The 16,125-nt window shown below is 38.1% G+C and carries 13 protein-coding genes and 1 other annotated feature (1 of these 14 only partly in view); of the genes, 12 read left to right on the top strand and 1 reads right to left on the bottom strand.

Annotation, left to right across the window (positions count from 1 at the left end; translation table 11 throughout):
* The first annotated feature begins 63 nt into the window (after positions 1–63).
* From clpX to ysxE, 12 genes are all read left to right on the top strand, one after another.
* The gene (gene clpX / locus H280_RS0104845; RefSeq protein ID WP_020059988.1) at positions 64–1,329 is read left to right on the top strand and encodes an ATP-dependent protease ATP-binding subunit ClpX; all 1,266 of its coding nucleotides are present in this window, start codon (positions 64–66) and stop codon (positions 1,327–1,329) included.
* Between the two features lie 155 nt (positions 1,330–1,484).
* Positions 1,485–3,155 carry an ATP-dependent protease LonB gene (gene lonB, locus H280_RS0104840; RefSeq protein ID WP_020059987.1) on the top strand — a complete coding sequence of 557 codons (1,671 nt, stop codon included), beginning with the start codon at positions 1,485–1,487 and terminating at the stop codon, positions 3,153–3,155.
* 203 nt (positions 3,156–3,358) lie between these two features.
* On the top strand, positions 3,359–5,689 hold the full coding sequence (gene lon / locus H280_RS0104835) for an endopeptidase La (RefSeq protein ID WP_020059986.1): 2,331 nt from the start codon (positions 3,359–3,361) through the stop codon (positions 5,687–5,689).
* The gene (ysxC, locus tag H280_RS0104830; RefSeq protein WP_020059985.1) at positions 5,686–6,282 is read left to right on the top strand and encodes a ribosome biogenesis GTP-binding protein YsxC; all 597 of its coding nucleotides are present in this window, start codon (positions 5,686–5,688) and stop codon (positions 6,280–6,282) included. Before lon ends, ysxC begins: the two co-directional genes overlap by 4 nt.
* Positions 6,283–6,689: 407 nt before the next feature.
* On the top strand, positions 6,690–8,027 hold the full coding sequence (hemA, locus tag H280_RS0104825) for a glutamyl-tRNA reductase (protein ID WP_020059984.1): 1,338 nt from the start codon (positions 6,690–6,692) through the stop codon (positions 8,025–8,027).
* Between the two features lie 16 nt (positions 8,028–8,043).
* Positions 8,044–8,877 (top strand): cytochrome c biogenesis protein, encoded by an 834-nt coding sequence (locus tag H280_RS0104820; RefSeq protein ID WP_020059983.1) that lies wholly within the window; start codon positions 8,044–8,046, stop codon positions 8,875–8,877.
* A 15-nt stretch (positions 8,878–8,892) separates the two neighbouring features.
* Positions 8,893–9,822 (top strand): hydroxymethylbilane synthase, encoded by a 930-nt coding sequence (gene hemC / locus H280_RS0104815; RefSeq protein WP_020059982.1) that lies wholly within the window; start codon positions 8,893–8,895, stop codon positions 9,820–9,822.
* A 4-nt stretch (positions 9,823–9,826) separates the two neighbouring features.
* Positions 9,827–10,576: a uroporphyrinogen-III synthase gene (locus tag H280_RS0104810; RefSeq protein ID WP_020059981.1), complete on the top strand. Its 750-nt coding sequence runs from the start codon at positions 9,827–9,829 to the stop codon at positions 10,574–10,576.
* Between the two features lie 235 nt (positions 10,577–10,811).
* Positions 10,812–11,801 carry a porphobilinogen synthase gene (gene hemB, locus H280_RS0104805; protein ID WP_020059980.1) on the top strand — a complete coding sequence of 330 codons (990 nt, stop codon included), beginning with the start codon at positions 10,812–10,814 and terminating at the stop codon, positions 11,799–11,801.
* Complete coding sequence (gene hemL / locus H280_RS0104800) at positions 11,801–13,090, top strand: glutamate-1-semialdehyde 2,1-aminomutase (RefSeq protein WP_020059979.1); 1,290 nt, start codon at positions 11,801–11,803, stop codon at positions 13,088–13,090. Before hemB ends, hemL begins: the two co-directional genes overlap by 1 nt.
* Before the next feature lie 493 nt (positions 13,091–13,583).
* The gene (spoVID, locus tag H280_RS0104785; protein WP_081625594.1) at positions 13,584–14,558 is read left to right on the top strand and encodes a stage VI sporulation protein D; all 975 of its coding nucleotides are present in this window, start codon (positions 13,584–13,586) and stop codon (positions 14,556–14,558) included.
* 64 nt (positions 14,559–14,622) lie between these two features.
* Positions 14,623–15,648 carry a spore coat protein YsxE gene (gene ysxE, locus H280_RS0104780; RefSeq protein ID WP_020059975.1) on the top strand — a complete coding sequence of 342 codons (1,026 nt, stop codon included), beginning with the start codon at positions 14,623–14,625 and terminating at the stop codon, positions 15,646–15,648.
* A 28-nt stretch (positions 15,649–15,676) separates the two neighbouring features.
* Here the strand turns inward: ysxE and H280_RS0104775 are convergent, their stop codons facing one another.
* The gene (locus tag H280_RS0104775; RefSeq protein WP_020059974.1) at positions 15,677–15,871 is read right to left on the bottom strand and encodes a hypothetical protein; all 195 of its coding nucleotides are present in this window, start codon (positions 15,869–15,871) and stop codon (positions 15,677–15,679) included.
* A 211-nt stretch (positions 15,872–16,082) separates the two neighbouring features.
* Positions 16,083–16,125 (top strand) — a binding site (T-box leader) (it continues 191 nt past the right edge of the window).

Here is a 16,125-nt window from a genome sequence, read left to right as displayed (position 1 = left end):
ACGATACATTTATCGTGTACATACGAAGGCAAGGTTTTAGCACTTTGTAAGGGGTGTGAAAATATGTTTAAATTTAATGATGAAAAAGGACAATTAAAATGTTCTTTCTGTGGTAAAACACAAACGCAAGTTCGAAAACTTGTGGCAGGTCCTGGGGTATACATTTGTGATGAGTGTATAGAACTTTGCACAGAAATCGTGCAAGAGGAGCTTGCAAAAGATGAAGAAGTAGAATTCAAAGATGTACCGAAGCCGGTAGAAATTCGTGAAATTTTAGATGAATACGTAATCGGACAAGATCAAGCGAAGAAAGCATTAGCGGTAGCGGTATATAATCATTACAAGCGCATTAATTCTAGCAGCAAAATTGATGATGTAGAATTAGCGAAAAGTAATATTTCTTTAATTGGGCCAACAGGTAGCGGTAAAACGTTATTAGCTCAAACATTAGCGCGTATTTTAAATGTTCCATTTGCAATTGCTGATGCAACATCTTTAACGGAAGCTGGATATGTAGGTGAAGATGTAGAAAACATCTTATTAAAACTTATTCAAGCAGCTGATTATGATGTAGAGAAAGCAGAAAAAGGAATCATTTATATTGACGAGATTGATAAAGTGGCTCGTAAGTCAGAAAATCCGTCAATTACGCGTGATGTATCTGGTGAGGGTGTGCAACAGGCACTTCTTAAAATTTTAGAAGGAACTGTAGCGAGCGTTCCGCCACAAGGTGGTCGTAAGCATCCACATCAAGAGTTTATTCAAATTGATACAACAAACATTTTATTCATTTGCGGTGGTGCATTTGATGGTATTGAACCAATCATTAAACGCCGTCTTGGTGAAAAAGTGATTGGTTTCGGTTCTGAGAAGAAAAATGCTGATGTAACAGAAAAGCATGTTTTATCGCATGTATTGCCAGAAGATTTATTGAAATTCGGATTAATTCCAGAATTTATTGGTCGTCTTCCAGTTATTGCGAACTTAGAGCCACTTGATGAAGGTGCTCTTGTTGACATCTTAACAAAGCCGAAAAATGCGCTTGTGAAGCAATTCCAAAAGTTATTGGAGCTTGATGATGTTCAATTAGAGTTTGAAGACGAAGCACTTGTTGAAATTGCTAAAAAAGCAATTGAACGTAAAACAGGTGCACGTGGACTTCGTTCTATCATTGAAGGTTTAATGCTAGATGTGATGTTCGAACTTCCATCTCGTAAAGACATTGAAAAATGTGTGATTTCAAAAGAAACAGTAGCAGAAAATGCTGCGCCAAAATTAGTGCTGCAAGATGGTACTGTACTTGAGCAAGATACAAAAACATCCGCATAAAGTGTTTTGAATAATGGGGGCTTTGGCCCCCATTATTTATGAAGTGGAATATAAACGATAGAAACAGCAATTATATAATTGCTGTTTCTTCTTATGTTTAGCGTGTTTCTTCCCAGGGGATACTGAAGAGTAAAACATAGCGGGAGGAAATGAATATGAGCTGGACAAATATTTTTTTAATCGTTCAACTAGTCTTTGGTGTAATTGTCGGATTATATTTTTGGCATTTACTTCGAAACCAGCGAACGCAAAAAGTTTCGATCGATAGAGAATCAAAGAAAGAGCTAGAGCAACTTCGAAAAATGCGGGAAATTTCTTTAACAGAACCGCTGGCTGAAAAGGTTCGTCCGGCGTCATTTGCCGATATTGTTGGGCAAGAAGATGGTATTAAATCATTAAAGGCAGCTTTATGTGGACCAAATCCACAGCATGTTATTATATATGGTCCGCCAGGAGTTGGAAAAACAGCAGCAGCTCGGCTCGTATTAGAAGAAGCAAAGAAAAATATGAAGTCTCCGTTTCGTATGAATGCAACATTTATTGAACTTGATGCTACAACAGCTCGGTTTGATGAACGAGGGATTGCTGATCCGTTAATTGGTTCTGTTCATGACCCGATTTATCAAGGGGCCGGTGCGATGGGACAGGCAGGTATCCCTCAACCGAAAAAAGGAGCGGTCACAGATGCACATGGAGGTATTTTATTTATTGATGAGATTGGAGAGCTTCATCCAATTCAAATGAATAAAATGTTAAAAGTGCTGGAGGACCGCAAAGTGTTTTTGGAAAGTGCATATTATAGTGAGGAAAATTCCTTTATTCCAACGTATATACACGATATTTTCCAAAAGGGCTTACCAGCTGATTTCCGTCTTGTTGGCGCAACAACACGTTCACCGGAGGAAATTCCTCCAGCAATTCGCTCACGTTGTTTAGAAGTCTTTTTTCGTGAGTTAGATACAGAAGAGATTGAAGAGGTAGCTAAAAATGCGGCTGAAAAGGTAGGTATGGAGATTGGGAAACAAGGCGTAGAAATGATTGGAATGTACGCACGAAATGGAAGAGAAGCCATTAACCTTGTACAAATCTCTGCTGGAATGGCGATTAACGAAGGGCGCTCTTCTATAAAAGATGAAGATATTGAATGGGTGATTCATTCAAGTCAACTGACGCCCAAATACGAAAAACATATATATCCAATTCCGAGAATTGGTCTTGTAAATGGACTGGCTGTATATGGGCCAAATACAGGAGCGCTACTCGAAATGGAAGTAACAGCAATTCCGGCAAAAGAAAAAGGTTCTGTTTTGGTAACAGGGATTGTTGAAGAGGAGAGTATCGGCAATCAATCAAAATCGATTCGCCGTAAAAGTATGGCGAAAGGTTCTGTTGATAATGTTGTGACTGTCCTTCGTTCCTTGGATTTATTACCAGAAGGATATGATATACATATTAACTTTCCAGGTGGTGTTCCAATTGATGGTCCATCTGCTGGCATCGCAATTGCAACAGGTGTATATTCTGCTGTTCATCGCATGTATGTCAATAACGAAGTAGCGATGACCGGTGAAATTAGTATTCACGGGGAAATAAAACCAGTCGGCGGCGTTTATGCGAAAGTAAAAGCAGCAAAAAAGGCTGGGGCAAAGAAAGTGCTTATCCCAGCAGAAAATATGCAGCCTCTTCTTTACACAATTAAAGGTATTGAAATTGTTCCTGTCCGAAAATTAAAAGAAGTATTTGCATTAGCGTGTATACAAGAGAAAATAGAGCGAACAGACGATACGCTGCTTTCTTTCGAGGAAGATGATGCACAATCGGTTTGAAGAAAAGTGTTAGCAGATTAAATGGAGCAGTTTTCGTTAAGAAGAAAGTTAAATCACTCGAATATTTTAGACTTCGCTAAAGTCGTTATATGCTTAAGCGAAGTCCTTTTTCTTGAACGGGAAACAATGTATTAAGTCTCTGCGATTGCATAAGGCTTTATTGTAATATAAAATAGGGAAACAAAGATATTTATGGAGGTGCTATGTCTAATATGAATGTAAACGAAAGAATCGTGCCCCTCCTACCATTAAGAGGCGTTCTCGTATATCCGACGATGGTTCTGCATCTTGATGTAGGACGTGATAAATCGATTAAAGCACTTGAGCAGGCGGCTATGGATGAAAATGTAATTTTTTTAGCAATGCAAAAAGACGTGAATATCGATGATCCAAAAGAAGATGATGTTTATAAAGTAGGTACGTTAGCAAAAGTGAAACAAATGCTTAAATTGCCAAATGGGACGATGCGTATCCTTGTTGAAGGTTTACATAGAGTAGAAATGACAGAGTTCATTGAAGAAGATGATGTAATTACAGCTAATGTCCACATGTTAAGTGAAGAAGAAGAAGGCGATTTAGAAGAAAAGGCGCTTATGCGTACATTAATTGAGTATTTTGAGCAGTATATTAAGCTGTCTAAGAAAATTTCAAGTGAAACGTTTGCGACAGTTGTTGATGTTGAGGAGCCGGGCCGATTAGCTGATCTCGTATCATCTCATTTGCCGCTCAAAATGAAGCAAAAGCAACAAATTTTAGAAATCACAGCAGCGAAAGAACGATTACATACACTTATTTCTTTTATTCAAGATGAAAAAGAGTTATTAAACTTAGAAAAGAAAATTGGTCAACAAGTAAAACGTTCTATGGAACGTACACAAAAAGAGTACTTCTTACGTGAACAAATGAAAGCTATTCAAAAAGAGCTTGGTGATAAAGAAGGAAAAGGCGGCGAAGTAGAAGAGCTTCGCGAAAAGATTGAAGAATCAGGAATGCCAGAAGAAACGATGAAGGCAGCATTAAAAGAGCTAGATCGTTATGAGAAATTGCCGGTAAGTTCAGCGGAGAGCGGTGTTATTCGTAATTATATTGATTGGTTATTATCTCTTCCTTGGACGGAGGCAACGGAAGATCGTATCGATCTTGCACGTGCTGAAAATATTTTAAATGAAGATCATTATGGGCTTGAAAAAGTAAAAGAGCGTGTGCTTGAATATTTAGCAGTGCAAAAGCTTACTAATTCGTTAAAAGGGCCTATTCTTTGTTTAGTTGGTCCTCCTGGGGTTGGGAAAACATCGTTAGCTCGTTCAATTGCGACATCAGTGAATCGTAATTTTGTTCGTGTATCACTTGGCGGTGTACGTGATGAATCAGAAATTCGTGGTCATCGTCGTACGTATGTCGGTGCGATGCCAGGCCGCATTATTCAAGGGATGAAAAAGGCAAAAACAATTAATCCAGTCTTTTTATTAGATGAGATTGATAAAATGTCCAATGATTTCCGAGGTGATCCTTCAGCGGCATTATTAGAAGTATTAGATCCAGAACAAAATCATAATTTTAGTGATCATTACATTGAAGAGCCGTATGATTTATCAAAAGTGATGTTTGTTGCAACTGCTAATACGCTTGCTAGCATTCCAGGTCCGCTTCTTGACCGCATGGAGATTATTTCTATTGCTGGCTATACAGAACTTGAAAAAGTACATATTGCCCGTGAACATTTATTGTCCAAACAATTGAAGGAACATGGATTGAAAAAAGGGAATTTACAAGTGCGCGATGAAGCGCTTCTTGAAATCATCCGTTACTATACGCGTGAAGCGGGTGTTCGTACGTTAGAACGTCAGCTTGCGAAGATTTGCCGGAAAACAGCGAAGATAATTGTAACGGAAGAACGTAAGCGCGTCGTTGTAACGGAGAAGAATATTACCGAATTACTTGGAAAACGTATATACCGTTATGGTCAAGCTGAAACGAAAGATCAAGTAGGGATGGCAACAGGTTTAGCGTATACTTCAGCTGGCGGAGATACGCTTGCGATTGAGGTATCTGTATCCCCGGGTAAAGGAAAATTGATTTTAACAGGAAAACTTGGAGATGTGATGAAAGAATCTGCACAAGCGGCATTTAGTTATATTCGTTCTCGTGCAGAAGAACTACATATTGCCCCTGACTTCCATGAAAAACATGATATTCATATTCATGTTCCTGAAGGTGCGGTACCAAAAGATGGACCGTCAGCAGGGATTACGATGGCAACGGCTCTTATTTCAGCATTAACAGGTATTCCTGTTAGTAAAGAAGTGGGGATGACGGGTGAAATTACACTTCGTGGTCGCGTGTTACCGATTGGTGGATTGAAAGAAAAAACGTTGAGCGCACATCGTGCAGGTTTAAGGAAAATTATTTTACCGGCAGAAAATGAAAGAGATTTAGAAGATATTCCAGAAAGCGTAAAGGAAAACCTTACGTTTGTGCCAGTCTCTCATTTAGATGAGGTACTAGAGCACGCATTAGTAGGAGTGAAAAAATGAAAGTAACAAAAGCTGAGATTGTTATTAGTGCAGTCAAACCAGAGCAATATCCTGAGGGCGATTTACCAGAAATCGCATTAGCGGGCCGTTCCAATGTTGGAAAATCATCTTTTATTAATAAAATATTAAATCGAAAAAAATTAGTACGTATTTCTTCTAAACCAGGAAAAACGCAAACACTAAATTTTTTCATCATTAATGATATGATGCATTTTGTGGATGTACCAGGTTATGGTTACGCGAAAGTATCTAAATCAGAACGAGCAGCATGGGGCAAGATGATTGAAACGTATTTCACAACAAGACAGCAGTTAGATGCAGCTGTTCTCGTTATTGATTTACGTCATAAGCCAACGAACGACGATGTGATGATGTATGATTTCTTAAAACATTATGAAATTCCAACAATCATTATTGCAACAAAAGCTGATAAAATTCCAAAAGGAAAATGGCAAAAGCATTTAAAAGTTGTGAAAGAAACGCTCGATGTAGAACCAGGAGATGAAGTCGTATTATTTTCTTCAGAAACAGGTCTTGGGAAAGAAGAAGCGTGGAAAGCCATTCATAAGTTTACAAAAACAAAAAACGTGTGACGATTGTCACACGTTTTTTTTATGATTGTTTGGTATAATCATACATATTTTCTTTCGATTGAAAGAAGCTAATAAAAGATCGTTTTTTAACATAGATGGAATAGTTTTCATTACTTGATTCTGACATTTTTTTTTGGTAACGTACAGATAGAGTTATTATTTTATAATTATTATAAAGTGAAGTTTCCTTTTCAGAAAAGGTTAGTTACGCGAAGAAACGAAAATCATTCTTTTTTATGAAAAGTTTTCCTCACCTTTCATTCTTTACTTATCACGGGAGATGGCTTATTGTCAGATAGGTAAGGGAGAAAAAGAGACGGTGTTCACATGATTGTCAGATTTATAAGAGGAAAGTTGTATTATTATAGTAAATAAGATGAAAAATCGGTTGAAGGGGGACAGGCGGCGTGCATATTCTTGTTATTGGTGTTAACTATCGAACAGCCCCTGTAGAAATTCGTGAGAAATTAACGTTTCAGGCAGCAGAGTTAGAGAAAGCAATGACAACGTTGCAAAAACAAAAAAGTGTATTAGAAAATGTTATTGTATCAACGTGCAATCGAACGGAAATCTATGCTGTAGTAGACCAGTTACACACAGGACGCTATTATATTAAGAAATTTATGGCTGATTGGTTTCAGCTTGAAATAGAAGAAATTGCACCATACCTATCTCTATATGAACGAGACGGTGCGACAGATCATTTATTCCGCGTAACATGTGGATTAGATTCAATGGTAGTTGGAGAAACGCAAATTTTAGGACAAATTCGTAATAGCTTCTTACTTGCGCAAGAACTAAAAACGACAGGAACAATATTTAATGAGTTGTTTAAACAAGTTGTTACATTAGCGAAACGTGCACATTCTGAAACGACAATTGGTGGCAATGCAATGTCGGTCAGTTATGCAGCTGTAGAACTTGGAAAGAAAATTTTTGGTGATTTAAAAAATTGCCATGTTCTTATTCTTGGTGCGGGAAAAATGGGCGAATTAGCACTGCAGAACTTATACGGGAGCGGTGCTCGTAAAGTAACTGTTATGAATCGTACGTTTGCAAAAGCAGAAACGATGGCAGAAAAATATATGGGACTTGCAAAGTCATTAGATCAGTTGCAATGCGCGCTGTTAGAAGCTGATATTGTAATTAGCTCAACAGGGGCGACTGAATATGTGATTACGAAAGAAATGATGTCCAAAGTAGAAAGTATGCGTTGTGGTCGTCCGCTCTTTATGGTAGATATTGCAGTACCTCGTGATATTGATCCAGCAATTAATACGTTAGAAAGTATTTTCTTATATGATATTGATGATTTACAAGGTGTTGTGGAAGCGAATCGTGCTGCGCGCTTAAAGGAAGCAGAGAAAATTCAAATTATGATTGAAGAAGAAATGATTCTATTTAAGTCATGGTTGAATACGCTTGGGGTTGTACCGTTAATTTCGGAACTTCGCGATAAAGCATTAGCGATTCAAAGTGAAACAATGCAAAGTATTGAACGGAAAATTCCAACGTTAACAGAGCGGGAACGAAAAGTGATTAGTAAACACACGAAAAGTATTATTAATCAATTGTTAAAAGATCCGATTTTAATTGCGAAAGAGTTAGCGGTCCAAGAAGATGCGAAAGAGAAACTTGCTCTATTTGCGAAAATTTTCGATTTAAATTCGAAAGAAGTAGTGGAAGAGAGCGTTGCAGAATGGAAGCAAGCTGAGAAGTGGACAGTATCCGCTCCATCTTTGTAATGGAAAGGATAAACGGATGGGTGTTTTAAACAATAGCATTATTTATCATATTGCCATTCTTTTATATGCCTGCAGCGTTAGTTTATATTTCATAGATTATTTTCAAAGTAACCGAAAGGCAAATCGAATTGCCTTTTGGTTACTTTCTGTTGTATGGGTACTCTATTCAATATTTATGTTACTTCGAGCAACAGAAGCAGAAATTAATCCAATTTTAACATTATTATCAGGTATTTATTTTTATGTATGGCTATTAATTACATTATCATTAATGATTAACCGATTTATGCGCATTGACTTTTTAGTCTTTTTCACAAATATGATTGCGTTTGGCGTAAGCGCTTTTTCTATTTTTACGCCACTTGGAAAAATGTCGCCGGTGTTAGCCAATCAATTAGTTTCGGGCCTTGTTTATGTGCACGTTGGTATGGCGATTGTTTCTTATGCGACATTTACAGTTTCTTTTATTTTTTCCATTATGTATTTAATTCAATATCGTTTATTAAAACAAAAAAAATGGAATGCAAGATTAAGACGGTTAGGGGATTTACCGAAGCTGGATTCTATGTCATACGGTTTAAATTTATTTTCTGTACCGTTCTTTTTATTGGCTATTTTACTTGGGTGTATGTGGGGATATACGAAGTTAGATAATTTTCACTGGTATGACACAAAAGTAATTGGATCTTTCATCGTCTTGTTTGTATACTGTGCAGGTATTTATTTACGCGGATCAGATACTTTACAAGGAAAGAAAATTGCGAGCTGGAATATTGGAGCATTTCTTATTATGTTAATTAATATTTTCTTATTTAGTAGTTTATCGAACTTCCATTTTTGGTACTTATAATGAGGAGAGAAAAATATGCGCAAAATTATTGTAGGATCAAGAAAAAGTAAATTGGCATTAACGCAAACAAATTGGTTTATCGATCAATTAAAGGCGCTAGGATTGCCATATGAATTTGAAGTGAAAGAAATTGTAACAAAAGGTGACGTTATTTTAGATGTGACACTTTCGAAAGTAGGCGGAAAAGGCTTGTTCGTAAAAGAGATTGAACATGCGCTCTTAACAAAGGAAATTGATATGGCTGTTCATAGCATGAAGGATATGCCGGCGGTACTTCCTGAGGGATTAACAATTGGATGTATTCCAAAACGTGTGGATCCGCGTGATGCGTTTATTTCTAAAAATGGGGAATTGTTTGATGGGTTACCAGAAGGAGCAGTAATTGGTACAAGTAGTTTACGCCGCAGTGCACAGTTGTTAGCTGTTCGTCCGGATTTACAAGTGAAATGGATTCGTGGAAATATTGATACGAGATTACGAAAGCTAAAAGAGGAAGATTACGATGCAATCATTTTAGCTGCTGCAGGACTAAAGCGAATGGGCTGGGCAGATGATGTGATTACAGGGTATTTAGAAGAAACGGTATGTGTACCAGCTGTTGGTCAAGGTGCGCTATCTATTGAATGCCGCGAGGATGATGCGGATTTATTACAATTATTAAGTCATTTAAATGATCATGTAACAGCGAGAACAGTAGAAGCAGAGCGTGTATTTCTACATAAGTTAGAAGGAGGCTGCCAAGTTCCGATTGCTGGATATGCAACGCTCATAGAAGATGACCAAATTGAATTAACAGCTCTTGTTGGATCGACAGATGGCACTGTCTTATTGAAAGAAGTTGTTGTTGGTAAACATGCAGGGGAAGTTGGAGAGCGAGTAGCAGACTTGTTAATCGCGCAAGGGGCAAAAGAACTGATTGCCGCAGCGAATCAGGAGAAAAATTAGTAATATGACCTCTCTTTGCGGAAAAACAGTGCTAATTACAAGAGCTAGACAACAAGTGAAGGAAATGAGTGTAGCAGTGCAAAAACATGGCGGAATTCCAGTGGAAATTCCGCTTTTACATATAACAGCAACTGCCTATGAGCAAATTCAACAAGTGTGCGAAGAATTAAGCACATATGATTGGATTGTTTTCACAAGTAAAAATGGTGTGAATTTCTTTTTAGATGGTGCGGGGCAACCGTTACCGCATACTATGAAAATTGCCGCAGTTGGCGTGAAGACAAAGCAAGAATTAGAGCGCCGCGGCTACGATGTTCATTTTGTACCAACTACATTTGTAGCTGAAGCTTTTGCAACGGAATTTGTGAATCATATACGAAGTGGGACTCGGATATTACTGCCAAAAGGAAACTTAGCGAGAGATGTAATACGAGAAGCGCTGCGAAATCACGGTGCAATTGTCCGTGAGCTTGTTGTCTATGAAACAACAGTCCATCTGCAAATGCGCGAACAACTTATCGATGCTCTGCAATCGAGAGAAATTGATGTGATTACTTTTACGAGCCCGTCAACTGTACAAAGTTTTCTTGCATTGCTTGAAGGTAAAAACTGGAGGGAATGGGTAAAAGGATGTACAATTGCTTGTATAGGTCCTGTTACAGAACGAGAAGCTCGGAAGTATTTTCAAAATCTTCTCGTTCCGACAGAATATACAATTGAAGCTATGTTACAATGCATTTCAGAAAATATATAAATCCATTTTGATTTTTCAACATATAAGTTGTTGTTATATAAAACAAAAAGTGACTGCTACTTGCTTTCTCTCTTTGTTTTACCAATGCACGTGGCAGAAAAAGGCCCTGACCGCTTCTATGTATGGTCAGACTCTCTCGTCCACTCCTAAAAAGAAAAGGGTTTTTTATGTCTGTTTTTCAACTTGTATTTATATATAATAAAATGAAACTTTAAGAATTGGAGATGGAAAAGCTATGAATCCTTTACAATTTAACCGTCATCGTCGTTTAAGACAAAGTGCAAATATGCGTGCCCTTGTGCGTGAAACACATTTACATACAGAAGATTTCATTTATCCGATTTTTGTTCTAGAAGGAGAAAATAAGCGTAATGAAGTTCCTTCTATGCCAGGTGTATATCAAATTTCACTAGATTATCTGCAAGCAGAAATGCAAGAAGTTGTTGATTTAGGCATTCGCTCTGTTATTGTGTTCGGTTTACCTGCTGAAAAAGATGAAGTTGGTTCTTCCGCTTATTGTGAGCGCGGAATTGTACAACGTGCCATTTCACAAATTAAAGAGCAGTTTCCAGAGCTAGTTGTTGTTGCGGATACATGTTTATGTCAATATACAAGTCACGGACATTGCGGTGTAATTGAAGACGGAACGATTGTAAACGATGCATCACTTGAATTGCTTGCGAAAACAGCAGTAAGTCAAGCGAGAGCCGGAGCGGATATTATTGCACCATCTAATATGATGGATGGGTTTGTAGCAGCTATTCGTCATGAGTTAGATGAAAATGGTTTTACGCATGTACCAGTTATGTCATACGCAGTGAAATATGCGTCTGCCTTTTACGGACCGTTTCGCGATGCTGCACATGGTGCACCGCAATTTGGTGATCGTAAAACATATCAAATGGACTCGGCAAATCGCCTAGAAGCTATTCGTGAAGCCGAATCTGATCTGATGGAAGGAGCAGACTTCTTGATTGTAAAGCCAGCGCTTTCTTATTTAGATATTATTCGTGATGTGAAAAATAACTTTAACTTCCCAGTTGTTGCATATAACGTGAGCGGTGAATACTCAATGATTAAGGCTGCAGCGCAAAATGGTTGGATTAATGAACAAGACATTGTTCTTGAAAAATTATTAAGCATGAAGCGTGCGGGAGCAGATTTAATTATCACGTATCATGCAAAAGACGCAGCGAGATGGTTACAAGAAGGGGGCGCGCGATAATGAAAAGTTTTGAGAAATCGATTGAAGCATTTGAAACAGCAAAAGATTTAATGCCGGGCGGTGTAAATAGCCCAGTGCGTGCTTTTAAATCTGTTGGTATGAATCCGTTATTTATGGAGCGTGGAAAAGGCTCTAAAGTTTATGATATTGATGGAAATGAATATATTGATTATGTACTATCATGGGGGCCGCTTATTCACGGTCATTCCAACGACCAGGTTGTGGAAGCGTTAAAAGCAGTAGTAGAAAAAGGAACAAGCTTCGGAGCGCCGACGGAAATTGAAAATAAATTAGCTCAGCTTGTAATCGACCGCGTACCGTCTATTGAGATTGTACGCATGGTGAACTCTGGGACAGAGGCGACAATGAGTGCACTTCGTTTAGCGCGCGGTTATACAGGGCGTAATAAAATTTTAAAATTTGAAGGCTGCTATCACGGACATGGTGATTCCCTTTTAATTAAAGCTGGTTCTGGTGTGGCTACGCTTGGTTTACCTGATAGCCCTGGTGTGCCAGAAGGCGTTGCGAAAAATACGATTACTGTTGCGTATAACGACTTAGAAAGCGTGAAATATGCATTTGAACAGTTTGGTGATGATATTGCGTGTATCATTGTAGAGCCAGTAGCTGGAAATATGGGTGTTGTACCACCACTTCCAGGATTTTTACAAGGTCTTCGTGATGTGACAACAGAATACGGGGCACTTCTTATTTTTGATGAAGTGATGACGGGCTTCCGTGTAGCTTATGATTGCGGACAAGGATATTTTGGAGTAACACCTGATTTAACATGTTTAGGGAAAGTAATTGGCGGCGGCCTTCCGGTCGGAGCATATGGTGGTAAAGCTGAAATTATGAAGCAAGTAGCACCGAGCGGACCAATTTATCAAGCTGGTACATTATCTGGTAATCCATTAGCGATGACTGCAGGATATGAAACGCTTGTCCAGTTAACACCAGAAAGCTATAAAGAATTTGAGCGTAAAGCTGAAATTCTTGAAAAAGGTTTACATGAAGTAGCGATCAAATATGGTGTTCCACATTGTATTAATCGCGCTGGTTCTATGGTGGGTATTTTCTTTACAGATGAAAAAGTTATCAATTATGAAACAGCAAAAGCGTCCAATTTAGAATATTTTGCGGCGTATTATCGTGAAATGGTAGAACAAGGTGTATTCTTACCACCTTCTCAGTTTGAAGGCTTGTTCTTATCAACAGCACATAGCGACGCTGATATTGAAGCAACGATTGCTGCAGCAATCGTTGCGATGTCGAAATTAAAAGGGTAAAAAGCTTTTTCTTTAGGGGAGATGAGAGGTCCTGGTCGCGTGTAGATGCGGTCAGGGCCTTTTTTTGCCACGTCCGTTGTGAAAACAAAGGGAGGGGGCGAGTGGGGGGATATTTTATTGTGGAGGGCAGTAGTTTGTCAGTTGGAAAAACAAACTGGATTTATATAAATAGCGTAACTCAATCATATATTTTATTTAGAAGTTTGGTAAGGAGTATGATTCCAGCGAAAATACACTCTTTATTACCTATAGCAAGTTATTTTCATTTTGCAGCATATAGATCGCTGTCATGAAGAGAAAAATGGACTTACACCTTGCTACCTTTCTGTGTTTTAAAGCTTTGCGCGTGGCAGGAAAAGGTCCTGACGGCTCCTATAAATAGCCAGTCCCTCTCGCCCATTTAAAAAAATGCTTTTCTGCCCTTTTTTCAGAAAGTGACTGAGTAGTTGTAATTTTTTATTCATAAAGTCTTTATTCCCCACATAAACCTGTAATGACATATAGTTTGAGAGGGGGATACGAAGTGGCAGCAGATCAACAAACTTCATTGCGGTTTTCGTTGAAAGAATCTGTATGGTTCCAAAAAGGACAGGAAGTCAGTGAATTACTTTCGATTTCATTAGATCCTGATGTTGCTATAGAAGAGCGTGAATATGAAATTGTTGTATTTGGACAGCTAGATTTGACAGGAGAATATATCCCGAAAGAAGAAACAGAGGCGTTTTCATTACGAGAATTATCACCAGCACGTACGATAGATTATGTGGAAACGCGCGATGATGGGGTAAATGAATTAGTGCATTCATTTCCATTGGAGATTTCTATTCCACGTGGTCGCGTGAAGCAAGCTGAAGATTTGTATGTAGATATTGAAGAATTTGATTATGAACTGTTAGAAAATGGTTGTTTGCAGCTTTTAGCAGATATTTCAATTCATGGATTGCGTGACGAAGAGCGTGAAATGGAAGAAGCAGTAGAAACAGTAGAAGAAGAGATACTAGAAGAAGTGGTAGAGACTGATGAATGGGAAGATTATGCTTTTGAGCCATTTCAGCTAGAAGCACGTCAAGAACCGGAGCTTGAATTAGATCAGGAGGAAGAAAGCGAAGAAGTGGAACAAAGACAACCGGAAGAACAAAGACATGAAGAAGTTGCTGCGCCGCAATTGGTCTTTGGGCACAAAGGAGCGAAAATACAACATATTGATGAGGAAGAGCAAGAAGAAGTTCTATATTCGCAGCGGGATGAAAACGCGCTATATTTAACAAAATTATTTTCAAAGCAACCACAAGATGAATTTACAAAACTACGACTATATTTTGTGCAAGAAGGTGACACGATTGAATCTGTTGCAGAGCGTTATGATACTTCCGTGCAACATTTACATCGTATCAATCAAACTGATGATTTGTATTTAACAGCAGGACAAATTTTATATATACCAGTCTCAAAGGTAAAAGCAAAGTGAGTGAAGAGAAATCTTCCTCACCTCTTTTCTGTTTCACGCTCCTGTAGAAAGGGTCGTTGTTCGTATGGGCATGGAATTACGAGAGCGCTATGCGTCTATTTTGCAGCTATATCAATTAGATCCTGAGCATATTGAGGAATATGGGAATGTAACCAAAATTTATACGAACCAAGGTCCATATGCGTTAAAAAAATTACCTCCTCAAAAATTAGAACGAAGCAATCTTATGTATTATGTTCAGTTTTTACGAGAAAAAGGATTTACGGATTTTGTCCCAATTTATCATACGAAAGATGGAAGGCACGTTTTAAATGATGGTGAGCATAGTTATTATTTAATGCCTTGGCTTGGAAGTGCAGAGAGTCAAGGAGAAGAGAATGATCAGTATCATAAAATGTTTCAAACACTTGCTATGATGCATAAAAAAACAGTGCGAGAAGAAGACGTGACAGAAGAAGCGATTCAAGGACATTTTGATACGATTTCAAATCGCTGGGAACAAGACAGCGTGTTACTAGAAGAGTTTTTAGTTGAATCAGAAGCGAAGTGGTATATGTCTCCGTTTGAATTGCAATATTGTACTTACTTTCATCAAGTGATGCGTGCTCATGAATTTGCAAAGAAACAATTTACAGAATGGCATGAAGCGATGAAAGAAAAAGAAAAAACACGTATTTCATTTACTCATGGCAATGTTTCCATGAATCATTTTCTATTCGATTATCAGCGGAACGGTTATTTTATTAGTTTAGAAGATGCGCAGTTTGCTACCCCGGTTCAAGATATTGTTCAATTTTACTCGCGCTCCTTTAACACGTATCCAATTGCAAGAAATGATCGATATGAATGGTACCAAATATACCAAAAGAATTTTGCGTTTACGAAAGAAGAAAAGCTGCTTATGCTTGCATATTTAGCGTATCCCAAACCATTTATTAAACAAGTGAATGCCTATGCAAATGCCCGAAATACTCGTAATAAAACAAAGGAGTTACATGATGTCAAAATGCTCCAGCAATCACATTGGCTTATAAGCAATATTGAATATTTCGTGGCACAGCTTCAAGCTGCTGAGCATAAAGAACAGTAAAAAAATAGCCGTAGCCTCAGGGAAGAGGTTACGGCTGATGATGAAAACGAATCGTTGCCGCGATAAAAATAGCAAGAATAACAAAATCTAAAAACGTAGGAAGCAGCAAAGTACGAATGCCTTGGAAAATCGTAAGCGGAATTGCAAAATCTGAAAACATCGTTTGTAAATTTCTCATCCAAGAAGGGGATGAGAAGTTGTACGTGCGTCTATAGCGTCGCATAATTGTCCTCCGTATTACAACCTTCTCTAGAATGGAATCATAAGAGAAGTGGAAATGTGATATTACAATATGTAGGATGGGCATCTAATGTGCTTGTGCTGCACTTTTTTTATTTTCTTTGCATATGTTATAAAAAACTTGGTTAAGCTTATTGACGATTGCGCATTTCTTTTTTAGACTATAAGGTATATTATAATTTTAAAACGTATATATAAATGCGTTGATAGGGAAGAGTACAACGTCCTACATCTTCA

The organism is Bacillus sp. 123MFChir2 (assembly GCF_000383235.1).
Lineage (GTDB): Bacteria > Bacillota > Bacilli > Bacillales > Bacillaceae_G > Bacillus_A.
This window is presented reverse-complemented; position numbering and strand designations above follow the sequence as displayed.